At 64.4% G+C, this 16,587-nt stretch carries 19 protein-coding genes; 17 read left to right on the plus strand and 2 right to left on the minus strand.

All coding sequences use genetic code 11. From position 1 onward, the window contains the following. Nucleotides 1–11 precede the first annotated feature (11 nt). The 11 genes from DPM33_RS37045 to DPM33_RS20710 all read left to right on the plus strand — a co-directional run bounded on the left by DPM33_RS37045 (nucleotide 12) and on the right by DPM33_RS20710 (nucleotide 9,044). Nucleotides 12–260, plus strand: coding sequence for a transcriptional regulator domain-containing protein (locus tag DPM33_RS37045; RefSeq protein ID WP_112099291.1), 249 nt, complete (start codon nucleotides 12–14; stop codon nucleotides 258–260). Then, a complete protein-coding gene (locus tag DPM33_RS20665) occupies nucleotides 232–777 on the plus strand; it encodes a DUF2285 domain-containing protein (RefSeq protein ID WP_245442288.1) in 546 nt (181 codons plus the stop codon). The genes DPM33_RS37045 and DPM33_RS20665 overlap by 29 nt, the downstream gene beginning before the upstream one ends. A 141-nt stretch (nucleotides 778–918) precedes the next feature. Beyond that, nucleotides 919–1,200 carry a helix-turn-helix transcriptional regulator gene (locus DPM33_RS20670; RefSeq protein ID WP_109672573.1) on the plus strand — a complete coding sequence of 94 codons (282 nt, stop codon included), beginning with the start codon at nucleotides 919–921 and terminating at the stop codon, nucleotides 1,198–1,200. A gap of 18 nt (nucleotides 1,201–1,218) precedes the next feature. Beyond that, the gene (locus DPM33_RS20675; protein ID WP_112099293.1) at nucleotides 1,219–2,379 is read left to right on the plus strand and encodes a replication initiator protein A; all 1,161 of its coding nucleotides are present in this window, start codon (nucleotides 1,219–1,221) and stop codon (nucleotides 2,377–2,379) included. Continuing rightward, nucleotides 2,376–2,864 (plus strand): DUF2840 domain-containing protein, encoded by a 489-nt coding sequence (locus DPM33_RS20680; RefSeq protein ID WP_112099294.1) that lies wholly within the window; start codon nucleotides 2,376–2,378, stop codon nucleotides 2,862–2,864. Before DPM33_RS20675 ends, DPM33_RS20680 begins: the two co-directional genes overlap by 4 nt. Beyond that, the gene (locus DPM33_RS20685; protein WP_112099295.1) at nucleotides 2,861–3,406 is read left to right on the plus strand and encodes a S26 family signal peptidase; all 546 of its coding nucleotides are present in this window, start codon (nucleotides 2,861–2,863) and stop codon (nucleotides 3,404–3,406) included. Before DPM33_RS20680 ends, DPM33_RS20685 begins: the two co-directional genes overlap by 4 nt. Before the next feature lie 70 nt (nucleotides 3,407–3,476). Next, the gene (locus DPM33_RS20690; RefSeq protein ID WP_112099296.1) at nucleotides 3,477–3,812 is read left to right on the plus strand and encodes a DUF736 domain-containing protein; all 336 of its coding nucleotides are present in this window, start codon (nucleotides 3,477–3,479) and stop codon (nucleotides 3,810–3,812) included. A gap of 3 nt (nucleotides 3,813–3,815) precedes the next feature. Continuing rightward, a complete protein-coding gene (locus tag DPM33_RS20695) occupies nucleotides 3,816–4,589 on the plus strand; it encodes a lytic transglycosylase domain-containing protein (protein ID WP_112099297.1) in 774 nt (257 codons plus the stop codon). 242 nt (nucleotides 4,590–4,831) lie between these two features. Next, nucleotides 4,832–6,571, plus strand: a complete 1,740-nt coding sequence (locus DPM33_RS20700; protein WP_112099298.1) for a relaxase/mobilization nuclease domain-containing protein — start codon at nucleotides 4,832–4,834, stop codon at nucleotides 6,569–6,571. Between the two features lie 27 nt (nucleotides 6,572–6,598). Then, nucleotides 6,599–8,581, plus strand: coding sequence for a conjugal transfer protein TraG (locus tag DPM33_RS20705; protein ID WP_112099299.1), 1,983 nt, complete (start codon nucleotides 6,599–6,601; stop codon nucleotides 8,579–8,581). 7 nt (nucleotides 8,582–8,588) lie between these two features. Next, nucleotides 8,589–9,044, plus strand: coding sequence for a ribbon-helix-helix protein, CopG family (locus tag DPM33_RS20710; protein ID WP_112099300.1), 456 nt, complete (start codon nucleotides 8,589–8,591; stop codon nucleotides 9,042–9,044). A gap of 59 nt (nucleotides 9,045–9,103) precedes the next feature. Here DPM33_RS20710 and DPM33_RS20715 read toward each other — a convergent pair whose 3' ends face one another. Continuing rightward, on the minus strand, nucleotides 9,104–10,336 hold the full coding sequence (locus tag DPM33_RS20715) for a type II toxin-antitoxin system HipA family toxin (protein ID WP_112099301.1): 1,233 nt from the start codon (nucleotides 10,334–10,336) through the stop codon (nucleotides 9,104–9,106). After that, a complete protein-coding gene (locus DPM33_RS20720) occupies nucleotides 10,329–10,913 on the minus strand; it encodes a helix-turn-helix domain-containing protein (RefSeq protein ID WP_167449162.1) in 585 nt (194 codons plus the stop codon). Before DPM33_RS20720 ends, DPM33_RS20715 begins: the two co-directional genes overlap by 8 nt. A 396-nt stretch (nucleotides 10,914–11,309) precedes the next feature. On the opposite strand from DPM33_RS20720, the gene trbB reads away from it, so the two are divergent. From trbB to trbK-alt, 6 genes are read left to right on the plus strand one after another with little or no spacing between them, the layout of a single operon-like run. Beyond that, on the plus strand, nucleotides 11,310–12,326 hold the full coding sequence (gene trbB / locus DPM33_RS20725; protein ID WP_112099303.1) for a P-type conjugative transfer ATPase TrbB: 1,017 nt from the start codon (nucleotides 11,310–11,312) through the stop codon (nucleotides 12,324–12,326). Further along, on the plus strand, nucleotides 12,323–12,655 hold the full coding sequence (locus DPM33_RS20730) for a TrbC/VirB2 family type IV secretion system protein (RefSeq protein ID WP_112099304.1): 333 nt from the start codon (nucleotides 12,323–12,325) through the stop codon (nucleotides 12,653–12,655). The genes trbB and DPM33_RS20730 overlap by 4 nt, the downstream gene beginning before the upstream one ends. Further along, a complete protein-coding gene (locus DPM33_RS20735) occupies nucleotides 12,655–12,951 on the plus strand; it encodes a VirB3 family type IV secretion system protein (protein WP_112099305.1) in 297 nt (98 codons plus the stop codon). Before DPM33_RS20730 ends, DPM33_RS20735 begins: the two co-directional genes overlap by 1 nt. Before the next feature lie 12 nt (nucleotides 12,952–12,963). Next, nucleotides 12,964–15,432: a conjugal transfer protein TrbE gene (trbE, locus tag DPM33_RS20740; RefSeq protein ID WP_112099306.1), complete on the plus strand. Its 2,469-nt coding sequence runs from the start codon at nucleotides 12,964–12,966 to the stop codon at nucleotides 15,430–15,432. Between the two features lie 20 nt (nucleotides 15,433–15,452). Next, on the plus strand, nucleotides 15,453–16,187 hold the full coding sequence (gene trbJ, locus DPM33_RS20745) for a P-type conjugative transfer protein TrbJ (RefSeq protein ID WP_112099438.1): 735 nt from the start codon (nucleotides 15,453–15,455) through the stop codon (nucleotides 16,185–16,187). A gap of 10 nt (nucleotides 16,188–16,197) precedes the next feature. Further along, nucleotides 16,198–16,587 carry a putative entry exclusion protein TrbK-alt gene (trbK-alt, locus tag DPM33_RS20750; RefSeq protein WP_112099307.1) on the plus strand — a complete coding sequence of 130 codons (390 nt, stop codon included), beginning with the start codon at nucleotides 16,198–16,200 and terminating at the stop codon, nucleotides 16,585–16,587.

Raw genomic sequence — 16,587 nt, forward strand, 5'->3', positions numbered from 1 at the left:
GGAGCTCTTGGATGAGGCCGGATACGTCGCATTGGCGAGACAATGCCAGCTATGATTATTTCGATACATTACCCATCGAAGGGCTCGCCTGGGAGTGTCTGCGGCGTCACGAACCCTATCAACGACACTACCAAGCGCTCCTGACCGCAAGAGCCGAAAAAGCGCCCTTCCACCCTGAGACACAGCGGCTGTGGGGGTTACGATTTCCCGGCCAGGCCGGATTTGTCTGCCTTGGCGCAAGACGTTTTCTGGTCGCCTGACGTCGATCCAGCTGTGGTCTCTCTCGTGCCGGCGCCGGAATTCCTGTCGTCTTTGCGATCGGCGCCTTTGACCGGCCTGGGCGTAGTCCACGACAGCCCGGAAGGACGTCACATTGTCCACAGTGCAGGTATCGCGACCCAACTTCTGCTTCTGCCCGGCAGTGACCCGAGCGGCCATCTGGCGGCGTTGATCCCCCTGGATGCAGAAACGTTGGGACGGATCGAAGCACTCACCCGTTTCTGGCGTTCCTTGCAGGGGCGCCCAACGGCTTCGGACACGCGTATGACCCCACAGCAGCGCCGCCGGTTTCGTCTGATGATGCAGGCTGCTGACGGCCGTGCGAACGGCGCGAGCTACCGCGGCATTGCGGTTGCGTTCTACGGACACAAGCGCATCGCCGCCGATCCGTGGAAGACCTCGGCGTTGCGCGACGCGGTGATCGGCCTGGTCGACGGCGCCACCGCCATGATCGGCGGCGGCTATTTGCAAATCCTGCGTCATCGCCGTCGATCCTAGCGGGTCTGGCCGCGCAAAAGGGGGTGGAATTTTAGCCCCCCTCAACTTCCCCATCCCTTGCGAAGTCTATTCTCCGCCACCGTGGTCGCCGTCCACCGCTGAACGCCAGCGGGAGCCCAAAACCCCACGGAGGCCCGATCCATGCGACCCGATATCGCCGTCTTGCCGCCGCGCTTCCTGCGCACCAAGGAAGCCGCGGATTTTCTCAGCCTCTCCGCCCGAACGCTCGAAAAGCACCGCACCTATGGCACCGGTCCTGGCTACCGAAAGCTCGGCGGCCGTGTCGTCTATGCCGTCGACGATCTACAGGCTTGGGCCGAACGCGGCGCCGTCACCTCTACATCCGATCCGCGTGGGTCGGTCCTGCCGGCCAAGCGTCACACACCGACGCCGCCGGCGCATGGCGGACGGTACGCACGCTGACCGCGCGCGGATTTCCAAATGGTGGCGCGAAACCAATCCCTTTCTGAGCGCGGGCAGCTCGACCTGTTCCGGGCGCTGCCTGGCGACTTCGCCCCGCGAGACGCGCAGGATCTCATGGCCTATCCGTTCTTCTCCCTTTCCAAGACACATCGCACCACCCCGATCGATTTTGCCGCGGGTAACGTCACGATCCGGGTCGAAGCCGTACCCGATCATGGGATGGCGACCATCTGGGACGCGGACATCCTGATCTGGGCCGCGAGCCAGATCGTCGAGGCGCGCGACACCGGCCTTCGCACCTCGCGCCTGATGGCCGCCACGCCTTATGAGATTCTCACCTTCGTCGGCCGCGGCAAGAGCCTTCGCGACTATCAACGCCTGAAGGCGGCGCTTGACCGGCTGCAGTCGACCACCGTCTCGACGACGATCCGTCAGCCCGCCGAAGGACGGCGTCACCGCTTCTCATGGATCAACGAGTGGCAGGAGCGCATCGATCGCCATGGCAAACCCTCGGGGATCGAGTTGATCGTCCCCGACTGGTTCTACCAGGCAGTCCTCGATGACGCGCTCGTGCTGACGATCGATCGCGCCTATTTCGACCTGACTGGCGGTCTCGAGCGCTGGCTCTATCGGCTGGTGCGCAAGCATGGCGGACGCCAGCGCGACGGCTGGCGTTTCGACTTCCGTCACCTTCACCAGAAATCCGGCAGCCTGTCGCCCCACAAGCGCTTTGCCTTCGAGCTGCGCGACATCATCCGCCGCCAGCCGCTGCCCGGCTATACCCTCGCGCTGGAAGTGGAGATTGGCGGCCGGGCGCTGCTCGCCTTCGAGCGGATAGGCTCCTGTGGAAGGCTTGTGGACGGCCTCGTGCTATCAAGAACCGGAACTGTCGTGCCATCGGGAACCGCAGGCTCGTGCTATCAGGAACCCAAACGGGGCCTAATCTCCAGAAAGAAAAGCCGAAATCGCGCCCTTAACTTAGAATCTAACCCAGATTCTAACTTTGAAGAGCGCGCGCGTGATGTGCAAAGGCTCATCCGACGAACCAGCGACGCACTCAGCGTAGACCCCGACAAGACCTCGAATGCGCCATCGGTTTCTGACGGCAGCAGCACGGCAACCAGCGTCTCCGAAGCCCCGAATCCGCCTCTTGATCCGCGCTCGGGAGCCACCCGATGATCGCCGCCACGTGCCACGCTCGCGACGAACTCGTCCATGTCGAACTGACCTGGGTCGAGAAGAGGATCGAGAACTGGATACGGTTCGGCACGCACGCCCAGGAACAAATCGTCGATCGTCGCCGGCGCATTCTGTCCTATCGCCCCGGCACGGTCTTCGCGTTCGTTCGCTGGGCCGCGAACGACTTCGGAACGATCATCTCACGCATAGATATCGTGCGTGCGGTCAGACGTGGCGAAGCCTATCAGACACTGCCCTTCGTGCGCCCCGGCGGGGACATCCTGCTGAAGGTAGAGAGCTGGCCCAAGGTCGAGCGCGTGCTGCAGGCGATCGACGCCATCCAGCGCCTCGACATCGAGCCTGAGATGGTGTCGCCCGATCATTGGCGGCACATCCACAACCGGATAACCGCCGGCCACGCGCCCCGCAGCTACACGCTCGACCAACATCGCGCCTTCCTGCTGCGCAAGAGGACCGAGCCGTGACGCGCGCCGGGATCATCCTCGCTAGCGTTCTCGCAACCTTGGGCGTCGGCTATCCCGGCCTCACTTCGATGCCCACGAAGCTCATCTGGAATGCGTCAGCCAGCGCGCCGATCGGCTTCTACACGATCGACTTCGACCGACCGTTCGAGGTCACCGATCTTGTGGCGGTCGACGCGCCCGAACCACTCGCAACGTTCCTCGCTGCTCGCGGCTATCTGCCGACGGGCGTGCCACTGCTGAAGCGCATCCTTGGCGTATCCGGGCAACGGGTCTGTCGCTCGAACCTCACCATCACTGTCGATGGTATCGAGGCGGGCGTGGCGCTCGAGCATGATCGGGCCGGCCGTGACCTGCCTGCCTGGCAGGGCTGCCGCCTCATCCCGACCGGCGAAGTCTTCCTGATGAACTGGCAGGTCCGCGACAGCCTAGACGGCCGTTACTTCGGCCTCATCTCCACAGCCCAGATCATCGGTCGCGCGGTCCCGTTGTGGACCGACGAGGGGAAAAACGGCCGCTTCGTATGGCGCGCGTCAACGCGGTGAGCGCGCGACCGGCGGCGCGCGTCGTGCCGCCAGCCATCATCACCGCACCACTCCAAAACAGGAGCCTGACATGCAACAGATCGGGGAATTCACGCGCCAGAAGACTGGCTATAGCGGGCACATCCTCACGCTCAGCCTCAACCTGGATATCGCCATTGTGGCGGCAGAGGCGAGCGAAACGGACAATGCGCCTGACTACCGCGTTCACGCCGGAAGCGAGGACGGCCCCGAGATTGGTGCCGGCTGGAAACGCTCTAGCGAAAAGGCCGGAGACTATGTCTCGATCCAGCTCGACGACCCGACCTTCGCGCAGCCGATACGCGCGAACCTCTTTCGCAATGGCGACGACAAGACGTCCTGGTCGCTGCACTGGGCGCGACCGCGCGACCGCGGCGAGAAGGATTGAACGATGCGCGCTCGCCGTCGCTCGACGAGCCATCGCGGTGCGCCCGGGCCGCTTCGCGCTGCCCGGCGCATGGCTCTGCTCCTCCTTTGCGGCCTGTCCGTCGCGACCGTCATGCCGGCGGCGACAGTGGCGCAGGACTTGGCCATCGCGCGATCGTCGCAGCGCGATCCGTTCGGCGCGCACATCAGCGAAGCCTCGCAGCGCTTCGGCGTTCCGACCGCGTGGATACGCGCCATCATGCGCAACGAGAGTGCGGGCGATGAGCGCGCCGTGTCCAGCGCAGGCGCCCGCGGCTTGATGCAGATCATGCCCGGCACATGGGATTATCTGCGCGCCCGCTGGTCGCTTGGCCGCGATCCGTTCGATCCCCGGGACAACATCCTGGCAGGAACGGCGTATCTGCGCGAACTGCACGATCGCTTCGGCTCGCCGGGGTTTCTGGCCGCCTACAACGCGGGGCCTGCACGCTATGAAGCCTACCTCACTGGGCGTCCGTTACCGGCTGAGACCCGCGCCTATGTCGCGACGCTCGCCCCCCTGATCGGTGAAAGCGAGGGTATGCGCCCTTTCGCCGTTACGCCTGTCGAGGCCATTCCCTGGAAGCACGGCTCGCTCTTCGTAGGTCAGCTGGATCGCATACAAGCTGTCGCTCTCGTGCCGACGGAGCAACGACCAAATGACGCGAGCTCTGCACCCACCGCGCGCGATGTCTCCGCCATCGTGCCGCTGTCCGAAGGCCTCTTCGTGGCGCGAGCGGGCGAAGGGATCCAGCCATGAGCGCATACGGGCGTTTTCGCGCAACCGCAAGCTTCAGCGCACCGTGGCGTGGATGGAGGCGGAAGGTGGGCAGAACAACCGGAAGATGGCGAGATAAAAGGCCGCGAGGTGCGGCGTCGGTCGGTTGTGTTGTTTCAATAGGTTATGCAGGATTTTCGCGAGGTGCTGGCAAGCGGCGCACCGCGCGCGAACACCAATTTGCCTGTGATTTCGGTGTCTTGGCGCGATGTGCGGATCTTTAGATGACTGGCGAGGACGATCTTCGAATCCGCCCCGGCCGCATCCGCTCGTCCGGCGCCCAGCGGGCCAGGCCCTTCATCGCACAGGCGCTTGCCGCCGCCCAGAAGGCCGGCGCTCGTATCTCTCGCACCGGCCGGATAAGTCCGGGCAATCGCTCGACCTTCGGGCGTGGCCGCACGGCGAGCGTGCGCGCCAATCGTCTCCTGACCAGCCGCTCGCGAACCGTGATCATCAAGACGCGGCTGGTGCGCCACCACGCGCGCGCCGCTCCGCTTGCCGCCCATCTTTCCTATCTGCGCCGCGAGGGCGTCACCCGTGACGGGGAGAAGGCAAGTCTGTTCGGGCCGGAGATCGATGCGGTGGACAACGGTGCTTTCGCCGCGCGGTGTGGCGATGATCGGCACCACTTCCGCTTCATCGTCTCGCCCGAAGATGCCGTCGACATGGCGGACCTCAAATCCTTCGCCCGCGATCTGATGGGGCAGATGGAAAAGGACCTCGGCACGAAGCTCGATTGGGCCGGCGTCGATCACTGGAACACCGACAACCCGCACCTTCACATCATCCTGCGCGGCCACACTGATGACGGGCAGGATCTCGTGATCTCCCGCGATTACATCAAGGAGGGGATGCGCGCCCGCGCCGCCGATCTCGTTAGCCAGGAGCTCGGTCCGCGCAGCGATCTTGATATCCGCCGCAATCTGCAGCGCCAGGTCGAAGCCGAACGCTGGACCCAGCTTGACCGGCAGATTGTTCGCGACGGCCGCGAGCGAGGCGTCATCGGCCTTGCCACCGCCGCGAACGCCCCGGCCGACGAATATCACGTGCTGAAGGTCGGGCGGTTGCGCAAGCTTGAAACCCTTGGCCTCGCCGAACAGGTCGGCCCGGGCCAATGGATGATCGACGACAAGGCCGAGGCGACGCTGCGCGAGCTTGGTGATCGCGGCGACATCATCAAGCGGATGCACCGCGCCCTGACAGAACAGGGCATTGAGCGGGGCTCGGCGAATTATGTGCTGGCTGCGGAGCGACTCGATACGCCGATCGTCGGTCGGCTGGTCGACCGCGGTCTCGACGATGAGCTGAAGGGCAGCGCCTACGCCGTGGTCGATGGCACCGACGGTCGCACACATCACATCAAGCTGTCCGACCTCGACGCCGCCGGCGACAGCGCTCCGGGTTCGATCGTCGAGCTACGCAAGTTCCATGACGCGCAGGGACATCCGCGCGCGGCGATCGCTGTCCGTTCCGATTTCGACATTGACCGCCAGGTCACCGCCACCGGCGCGACCTGGCTTGACCGTCAGAACATCGCCCGCGAGCCGATTGCGCTGTCGGAAGGCGGCTTCGGCGCCGAGGTGCGACAGGCGATGCAGCGCCGTGCCGAACACCTCGTCGAACAGGGCCTCGGCGAGCGGCATGGCCAACGCACAACCTTCACCCGCAACCTGGTCGACACGCTGCGTCGCCGTGAGTTGGAGACGCTTGGTGAAAAGCTCTCGGCCGAAACCGGCCAGCTCTTCAATCGCGCCTGCGGCGGGGAGTCCGTAGCCGGTTCCTACAGGCAACGGTTCACGCTCGCGTCGGGCCGCTTCGCCATGATCGATGACGGCCTCGGGTTCAAACTGGTGCCTTGGACGCCGTCCCTGGAAAAACATCTTGGCCGCCACGTCTCTGGCGTCGCTCGCAATGATGACGGCATCGACTGGAGTTTTGGCCGCAAGCGAGGCCTCGGCCTCTAACCTCATGTTGAAGAAAGGACCGCTTCCATGTCCGCCACCAAGATACTCTGGGGCCAGATCCTCGCGGTCGTCGCGATCGTACTGTTCACGACCTGGGGCGCGACGGAGTGGGTGGCCTGGCGCCTGGCATTCCAGCCGGAACTCGGAAGGCCATGGTTCCGTGTCCTGGGCTTTCCGTTTTACCTTCCGCCGTCCTTCTTCTGGTGGTGGTATGGCTTCGATGCCTACGCTCCATCGATCTTCGTGGAGGGCGCCTTGATCGCGGCTTCCGGCGGTTTCGCCTGCGTCACCGTCGCCATCGGCATGTCGGTCTGGCGGGCTCGCGAGGCCAAGAAGGTCGAGACCTACGGCTCCGCCCGCTGGGCCGACAAGCAGGAGGTCAGGGCAACTGGCCTTCTCGGCTCTGATGGAGTGGTGCTTGGGCGGTTTGACGGCGCCTATCTGCGCCATGACGGACCGGAGCACGTGCTGTGCTTTGCGCCCACACGTTCGGGCAAGGGCGTCGGCCTTGTCGTCCCGTCGCTGCTGACCTGGCCGAGCTCAGCGGTCGTCCACGATATCAAGGGCGAAAACTGGCAACTCACCGCGGGCTTCCGCGCCAGGCATGGCTGTGTCCTGTTGTTCGATCCCACCAATCCGAAATCCTCCTCCTATAACCCGCTGCTCGAGGTGCGCCGCGGCGAATGGGAAGTCCGCGACGTTCAGAATATCGCCGACATCCTGGTCGATCCCGAAGGCTCGCTCGAGAGGCGAAACCATTGGGAGAAAACCAGCCATGCCCTGCTGGTCGGCGCAATCTTGCATGTCCTCTACGCCGAGCCGGACAAGACACTCGCCGGCGTCGCCGGCTTCCTCTCCGATCCAAAGCGTCCGATCGAATCGACGCTGTCCGCGATGATGAAAACGGCGCATCTGGGTGAAGCCGGTCCGCACCGGGTCATCGCCAGCGCCGCGCGGGAGCTCTTGAACAAATCCGACAACGAGCGTTCCGGCGTGCTCTCCACCGCGATGTCTTTCCTTGGCCTCTATCGCGATCCTGTCGTGGCCGAGGTCACGCGCCGCTGCGACTGGCGCATCACCGATCTTGTCGACGACAAGCATCCGACGACGCTCTACCTCGTCGTGCCGCCGTCCGACATCAACCGGACCAAGCCGCTCATCCGACTGATCCTCAATCAGATCGGTCGCCGCCTGACTGAAGATCTTCAGGGGAGGGCGAAAGGGCACCGGCTGCTCCTGATGCTTGACGAGTTCCCGGCGCTTGGCCGCCTCGACTTCTTCGAGTCGGCGCTTGCCTTCATGGCCGGCTACGGGCTGAAAAGCTTCCTGATCGCTCAATCCCTCAATCAGATCGAGAGGGCGTACGGCGCCAACAACTCAATCCTCGACAACTGCCATGTCCGGGTAAGTTTTGCCACCAATGATGAGCGCACAGCCAAGCGCGTGTCCGACGCCCTGGGAACAGCGACCGAAATGAGGGCCATGAGGAACTATGCTGGCCACCGGCTGTCGCCGTGGCTCGGTCATCTCATGGTCTCCCGCTCGGAGACAGCTCGCCCGCTGCTCACGCCTGGGGAAGTGATGCAACTGCCGTCGACCGACGAGATTGTCATGGTCTCGGGTGCGCCGCCGATCCGCGCCAAAAAGGCGCGCTATCATGAGGATACACGCTTCAAGGAGCGTATCCTGCCGCCGCCTGTGCTGACGACGGCGGCGGAGGGGAAACCCGACGACTGGACGAAACTGCCTCTGCCGCCCTGTCCCCGGACTGCCGAAGCCACGTCGGCGCCGTCGGCCGCGGATGAGGACCAAACTGATTCCGAGCGTCGTCGGCAACCTGAGCTCAGTCGCGTCGAGCTGGTCGTGAAGCCTTCGACCGAGAACGAATTCGAGATCGATCACCAGGACGACGTGGAAGACAGTGTTGCCCGCAACCGTCGACTGACGCGCCTCATGCAAGGTATTGCGCGGCAGGCGTCCCTCGACCCCGGTGACGGTGTGGATATGTGAGCCTCCGATGGCAAAGGCACCGCGCAAACAACGCCTGTCCGTCTATCTCGATCCGAGGGTGATGAGCAGGCTGGCCGAACATGCGGCGCGCCGTGATCTTTCACGGTCGCTCGTCGCCGAGGCGGCCATCGAGTCGTTCCTCTCTCCCGATGCCGCCGAGAGGCAGGAGGCGGCGATTACCAAGCGGCTCGACCAGCTCGATCGCCGTATGACGCGCCAGGAGCGCGATCTGGCAATTGCCGTTGAGACGCTCGCCGTTTTTGTCCGCTTCTGGCTGGCGACAACCCCGGCTCTGCCCGAGCCCGCGGCGCAGGCTGCTCACGCCAAGGCTGGCGAGCGCTATGATGCCTTCGTCACAGCGCTCGGCCGGCGTCTGGCGAAAGGACCGAAGCTCCGGCAAGAAATCAGTGAGGACATCGACGCCGGTTTCGATACACTCAAGACCGGCGTGCCCGGGCAATAATTGAACGGTCGGATTGCGGGCGCCGCAGATCGGCGGATCGCCGGCGACACGGCCAGTGCTCAGGCCTCGGCGATCAGCGCAAGGTTTTGCAGGTGAGCGTCTATCGTGTCGGCGACGGAGCACGCGATGGGAAGCGTCTTCTTCGCCTCGGGCCATTCGTCGCGGAAGCGGGTGACGGTTTCGCGCGCCGTATCGACGACCAGCTTCTCGGGCAGGTGCGCCTTGGCCGCGAGGTAACGGAGCTCGTCGAACGAGAGCTCGCGCATGCGCTTGGTGCGGGCATATTTGATGGCGGCGAACTCGTCCGGCATGTAGGGAATTGTCGATAGGAAATCATAGGCTGGGGCGAGCGCCGCCGTGCGCCGATCGGGATAGATCACCGACCAGTTCTTGAGGTGCATGTCGGCATTGCCGATCAGCGTGTTGAAGACGAGCCGGCGGATGAACTCGGAGGCGCTGTCGTCTCCGGCCTCAACGCCAAGCACGGTCGCAATGTTGCGTGCGCTTGCGCGCTTGTATTTGTCGTCCGGCCAGACGCCGAACACCTGGGCGAAATCCTCGATATGCACCGGACCGTCGCCGCTGCGGTCGAAGCGCCGGATGGCCAGTGCCTGGCCCTTCATACTGCGCATTCCTTCGGGAAGGCCGTCGATCGCATCGACGTCGAGGAGTTGCACCTCTGGCACGTCCATGCCGAGCTTGGCCGCAAGACTCATCATCGAGAATTCATTCTCGGGCACGCCGTCGTAGAGCTGTGAGGGCAGTTTGACGATCCACGAACCGCCGACGCCGTCAGCGGGGATCGTAAGCCCGCCGCCCTTTCCGGTGTTCCTCACCGCCGAAAACTTCAACTGCACGCCCGCGAGTGAAAATCGCAGGGCATTGGTCCGGCGCGCGCGGCGTGCTCCCGCGTCGCCCTCCTCCCTCAGATCTGGCCAGGCTTCTGCGTCCGCCGGCACGATGGTGAGCGCACCGGGAAGGTCGCGGCCGAGAACCCAGAGCAGGAAGAATTCGCGCTTTTCGCTCACGCCCGCGCGCTCTGCAAGGTAGGCCCGCAGCGGCCCTTCCGGCAGGAGGTTCGCAAAGAACGGAGGAACCCTGACATTGAACGGTCGGAATTCGGTCAGGAGCTGCCCGTACTGGTCCACGAACGACAGGCTGAGCGTGGGCCGCTCGGGATTGTCGATGTAGGCCTTGTCGAAGGCAAACAGAGTACGATCGCCCGGAATGAGCGTGAGCGTTGCGATCTTCTCGCCATAGAGGCGGACATCGAGGACGGAAACGTCAGGCATCCTCGTTCTCATCGTCGAGTTGGTATGCGGGGCGGGGCATTTCGGGGAGCGCGTGGGCGATCCTGTTGCGCAGTGTTCTAAGCTGCTTGGAGGCGCGCTCGATGGCAGCGGCCGCGCCAGCGCCGGCCGGCAGCTTCATCAGCTTTTCGGCGATGGCACGCAGCGTGTCGAGATCGGTTTTGCCCAACCGAAAGTTCGCAAGCTCGCGCAGCGTCTGATCGAGACGCTTGAATTCGCCAGCGTCGGGATGGTCGCGATGCAGCCTTGCAAGGGCAGCCTGGGCGCGATTGAACACCACGGAGCGCTGGCGGTCTTCGCTGCTGAGCGTTGCGTAAGCGTTGCTGACGACGGCTTCGACCGCGGCCAAGGCCTTGCGCGGAACCAGGACCAGTTCGTAGTCGAGCGCTCGTGCGAGTTCAACCAGGCTCGAAAGCCTGAGGTCGGTCCCACCATTTTCAATCTTCGAAATATGGCTTTGCGGAACGCCAATGCGAGCGCTGAGGTCGCGCTGGCTCAGCCCGCTCTGCTCGCGGGCGTTGCGGAGCGTTTGGAGAATTTCGTCCGTCGAATAGAGCATTGATATGCCTCTACATATCATTTTCCGAATGGGATATGCGTAAATATATCATTTCGTGGAGGATTTTGCAAATACCGATATGTAAAAACATATCGAAGCGCTGCAACGATCTATTATCATAGATCAGGCCTCCCCAACCTGTCGAGGCTGGCAGGAGAGACTTGGAGGGCGGCGTCGCCAACACGGCAACGCCGTTGAGTCGGCGCCGCGGCTGCACCGGCACAGATCTGGCGCGAAATCTGCAATCCGGCCCGCCGGACCGAACCGCCGACCGCTTGTATTTGCACGCTACGCTACGACGCCTCGACAAAGGTGTTGAATCCACTCGAGATGCGGCTCTCTTAATCATCCCCGTTCTGGGGCGTTCATCTTTCCCCGGGTCGAAACGGGGACAGAATGGCGACTTCGCATCACAGTTCAGAAGGCCTCGCGCGCGGCGCACGCATGCTGCGCACAGCGCTCGGACCCGCGATCGCAAGCTATCTCGACGATCAGGGCATCGTCGAAGTCATGCTCAATCCCGATGGCCGTTTGTGGATCGACCGGTTGTCGCACGGACTCTCCGATACAGGCGAGCGCCTGTCGGCAGCTGACGGCGAGCGCATCGTTCGCCTTGTTGCTCATCATGTCGGTGCCGAAGTCCATGCCGGCGCGCCACGCGTCTCGGCCGAGCTGCCCGAGACCGGGGAGCGGTTCGAGGGGCTTCTTCCTCCAGTGGTCGCAGCGCCCGCCTTCGCGATCCGCAAGCCTGCCGTCGCCATCTTCACCCTCGAAGACTATGTCGCGGCCGGGATCATGTCGGCGTGCCAGGCGGACGCACTTCTGTTGGGCGTTGCCAACCGCGCGAACATCTTGGTCGCTGGCGGCACATCCACGGGCAAGACCACGCTGATCAACGCGCTGCTGGCCGAAGTTGCCAAGACCGCCGATCGCGTCGTCATCATCGAGGATACGCGCGAGCTGCAATGCGCAGCACCCAATCTCGTGGCGATGCGAACGAAAGACGGCGTCGCATCTCTATCTGATCTTGTTCGCTCATCGCTGCGCCTGCGCCCCGACCGCATTCCGGTCGGCGAAGTGCGTGGGGCCGAGGCGCTCGAGTTGCTCAAGGCCTGGGGCACCGGCCACCCCGGCGGCCTCGGCACGATCCATGCCGGCAGCGCGATTGGCGCGCTGCGACGGATGGAACAGCTCATCCAGGAAGCTGTCGTCACGGTTCCCCGCGCGCTGATCGCCGAAACGATCGACCTGGTTGCCGTCCTTTCCGGGCGCGGCTCCGCGCGCCGGCTGTCCGAACTCGCCCGTGTCGATGGCCTTCGCCCGGACGGCGATTACCGGGTCGCGCCAGCCGCCCTCGAGGGCGACGACAGCCCGACCTTGCCCATCCAAAGCCCTGAAGGAGAAAATCCGTGATCCAACGCCTGCGCCTCGCGCGCCATCGTCTCGCCATGACCCTTTCCGTTCCCACGCTCATCCTGGCGATGGCCGCGCCCGCTTTTGCCTCCGGCTCGTCGATGCCGTGGGAACAGCCGCTGCAACAGATACTCCAGTCGATCGAAGGCCCAGTCGCCAAGATCATGGCGGTGATCATCATCATCGTCACCGGCCTGACGCTCGCCTTCGGCGACACGTCGGGTGGCTTCCGCCGGCTCATCCAGATCGTGTTCGGCCTGTCCATCGCTTTCGCGGCGTCGAGCTTCTTCCTGTCGTTCTTCTCGTTCGGCGGCGGAGCGCTGATCTGATGGCGGGTTCGGTCGAACAGGGCGGGTCAATGCCGCACTACGCAGTGCCGGGCTATGCGGTCCCCGTGCACCGGGCACTGACCGAGCCGATCCTGCTCGGTGGCGCTCCGCGCGCCATTGCGATCATGAACGGGACGCTCGCGGGCGCCGTAGGGCTGGGATTGCGTCTGTGGCTCGTCGGCATCGCCATCTGGGCGATCGGCCACGTTGCCGCCGTCTGGGCCGCCAAGCGCGATCCGCTTTTCGTCGACGTCGTTCGCCGGCATCTGCGCATCCCGGCGCATCTCACGGTCTGAGGGGGCCATCGGATGATGAATCTTGCCGAATATCGCAATCGCAGCAGCCGGCTCGCCGACTTCCTGCCCTGGGTGGCATTGGTCGGCGCCGGCGTCGTCCTTAACAAAGACGGCAGCTTCCAGCGCACCGCGCGCTTTCGCGGTCCTGATCTCGACAGCGCCGTTCCGGCCGAATTGGTTGCCGTCGCCGGCCGCCTCAACAATGCCTTTCGCCGTCTCGGCTCCGGCTGGGCGATCTTCGTGGAGGCGCAACGCCATGCATCGACCCGCTATCCCGACAGCCGCTTTCCGGATGCGGCATCGACGCTTGTCGATGCGGAGCGTAAGGCAGGCTTCGAGGAGGCCGGCGCTCATTTCGAGTCAAGCTACTTCCTGACGCTGACCTATCTTGCGCCCGCCGAAGATTCCGCGCGAGCGGAAAGCTGGCTCTACGAAGGCCGCGAGAAGAGGGGCCTCGACCCCAATGCGGTGCTGACCGGGTTCGCCGATCGCAGCGACCGCGTCCTTCGCCTCGTCGAAGCCCTCATGCCGGAGTGCTGCTGGCTCGATGACGCCGAGACGCTGACCTATCTTCATGGCTGCGTCTCGACCAGTCGCCACCGTGTCCGCGTTCCCGAAACCCCGATGTATCTCGATGCCATGCTGGCCGACCAGCCGCTGACCGGCGGGCTCGAGCCGCGGCTTGGCGCGTCGCATCTGCGCATTCTCACGGTCACGGGGTTCCCGACCGCGACCACGCCGGGTCTGCTCGACGAATTAAACCGGCTGGCGTTTCCGTATCGCTGGTCGACACGCGCGATCTTGCTCGACAAGACGGATGCGACCAGGCTGCTGACAAGGATCCGGCGTCAATGGTTCGCCAAGCGCAAATCGGTCGCCGCGATCCTGAAGGAAGTCATGACCAACGAGGCGTCCGCCCTCGTGGACACCGACGCCGCAAACAAGGCCGCCGACGCCGACATGGCGCTGCAGGAACTCGGCGCCGACTATGCCGGCATGGCCTATGTCACCGCGACAGTGACTGTTTGGGATGATGATCCCGGCATTGCCGACGAAAAACTGCGCCTGGTCGAAAAGGTCATCCAGGGCCGCGATTTCACGGCGATCATCGAAACCATCAACGCCGTCGACGCCTGGCTCGGCAGCCTGCCTGGTCATGTCTACGCCAACGTCCGCCAACCTCCCATCTCCACGCTTAATCTCGCCCACATCATCCCGCTTTCCGCGGTGTGGGCGGGCGAGGTGCGGGACGAGCATTTTGCAGCGCCCCCTCTGCTCTTCGGCAAGACCGAAGGCTCGACCCCGTTCCGGCTTTCGCTTCACGTCGGCGATGTCGGCCATACGCTGATCGTCGGCCCGACCGGCGCGGGCAAGTCCGTGCTTTTGGCACTGATGGCGCTGCAGTTCCGCCGCTACGCAGGCTCGCAGGTTTTTGCCTTCGATTTCGGCGGCTCGATCCGCGCCGCTGCACTCGCCATGGGCGGCGACTGGCATGATCTCGGCGGTGACCTCAGCGATGGGGCGATCGACAGCGTCAGCCTTCAACCGTTCGCCCGCATACATGATGTTCCCGAGCGTGCCTGGGCCGCCGACTGGATCGTGGCGATCCTGACGCGCGAGAATGTGGCGATCACGCCTGAGGTCAAGGAGCATATCTGGACGGCGTTGAACTCGCTGGCGTCCGCGCCAGTCGAGGAGCGCACCATCACCGGTCTGGTCGTCCTGCTGCAATCAAATGATCTCAAGCAGGCGTTGCGCCCCTATTGCGTCGGCGGTCCATACGGGCGCTTGCTCGATGCCGAGCGCGAGCATCTCGGATCGGCGTCGGTCCAGGCATTCGAAACCGAAGGGCTGATCGGAACGGATGCTGCGCCCGCCGTCCTGTCCTATCTCTTCCATCGCATCGAGGATCGTCTCGATGGCTCGCCAACCCTTCTCATCATCGACGAGGGCTGGCTTGCGCTGGACGATGAGGGCTTTGCCGGCCAGCTCCGCGAATGGCTGAAGACGCTGCGCAAGAAGAACGCCAGCGTCATCTTCGCCACGCAGTCGCTCAGCGACATCGATGGCTCGGCGATCGCGCCGGCGATCATCGAGAGCTGCCAGACCCGGCTTCTCCTGCCCAATGAGCGCGCCATCGAGCCGCAGGTCACGGCGATCTACCGCCGCTTCGGCCTCAACGACCGGCAGATCGAGATCATCGCCCGGGCGATGCCGAAGCGTGACTACTACTGCCAGTCCCGGCGCGGCAACCGGCTGTTCGAGCTCGGCCTGTCGGATGTGGCACTCGCGCTTTGCGCTGTATCCGCAAAGACCGACCAGGCCGCGATTGCCCGCATCGTCGCCGAGCACGGCCGCGACGGGTTCCTCGCAGCCTGGCTCAACCACCGTGGCGTCGGCTGGGCCGCTGAACTCGTTCCCGACCTAACCAGCCCCGCCCTCACCAACCCCGCCCTCACCAACAAGGAGAAGTCCCCGTGAAACTGCGCCATTCCATTGGCATGCGGCTCGCTGCCGCCCTGCTAGTCGCTCCCGCTGCGCTCTCACCGATGCTGGCGACGCCGGCACATGCCTTCATCGTGTTCGATCCCTCGAACTATTCGCAAAACGTCCTGACGGCGGCGCGCTCGCTCGAGCAGATCACCAACCAGATCACCTCGCTTCAGAACCAAGCGCAGATGCTCATCAACCAGGCGCGCAATCTCGCAAGCCTGCCGTTCTCCTCGCTGCAGCAGCTCGAGCAGTCGGTGCAGCGTACGCAGCAATTGCTGGGTCAAGCGCAGAACGTTGCCTATGACGTCCAGCAGATTGATCAGGCCTTCCAGCAGAAATACGGCAACGTCTCGCTGTCGGCTTCGGATCAGCAACTCGTCACTGAGGCGCGCTCGCGCTGGGGCAACACGGTTGGTGGCCTTCAGGACGCCATGCGTGTGCAGGCTGGCGTCGTCGGCAACATCGACACCAATCGCAACGAGATGTCGGCGCTGGTCAGCCAGAGCCAGGGTGCAACCGGAGCGCTTCAGGCAACACAGGCCGGCAACCAGCTCCTCGCGCTTCAGGCGCAGCAGCTCGCCGATCTCACCGCTGTCGTCGCGGCGAATGGTCGGGCGCAGGCGTTGCAATCGGCCGAGCAGGCCACCGCCGCCGACCAGGGCCGCGAGCAGCGCCGCCGCTTCCTGACGCAGGGCTCCGGCTACCAGCCCGGCAGTGCGCAGATGTTCTATGGCAAGAACTGAGGCCGGCCCGATGGATGGCAAGATCCTCGCTCGCATCGGCGCGGTCGTCTTTGTCGCGGTCGCTCTGACAGTGACCGCGATCGAGATGAGCAGCAAGGACGACGAGCCTGACGTCCGTGCGGCGCGGGACCGTTCCATCGCGGCGCAAGATCCGCTCGCGGCCGAATTGCGCCGCTGTTCCGGGATCGGCGAGGCCGGCGATCCCGGCTGTCTGAAGGCGTGGGCAGAAAGCCGGCGCCGGTTTCTCGGTCAACGTGACACGGCAACCGCGCCTGCTCCGGTAGCGCCGACCACGCTGTTTCCGAATGTGCCGGCGTCAGCCGACCGGAAAGAACGGGAGCAGCCGGATGTGACCGCTCCCGCGATGCAGGTCGAGCCGTCCTGGCCGGAGGCTCGCTGA

The sequence above is a fragment of the Mesorhizobium hawassense genome (assembly GCF_003289945.1).
Lineage (GTDB): Bacteria > Pseudomonadota > Alphaproteobacteria > Rhizobiales > Rhizobiaceae > Mesorhizobium > Mesorhizobium hawassense.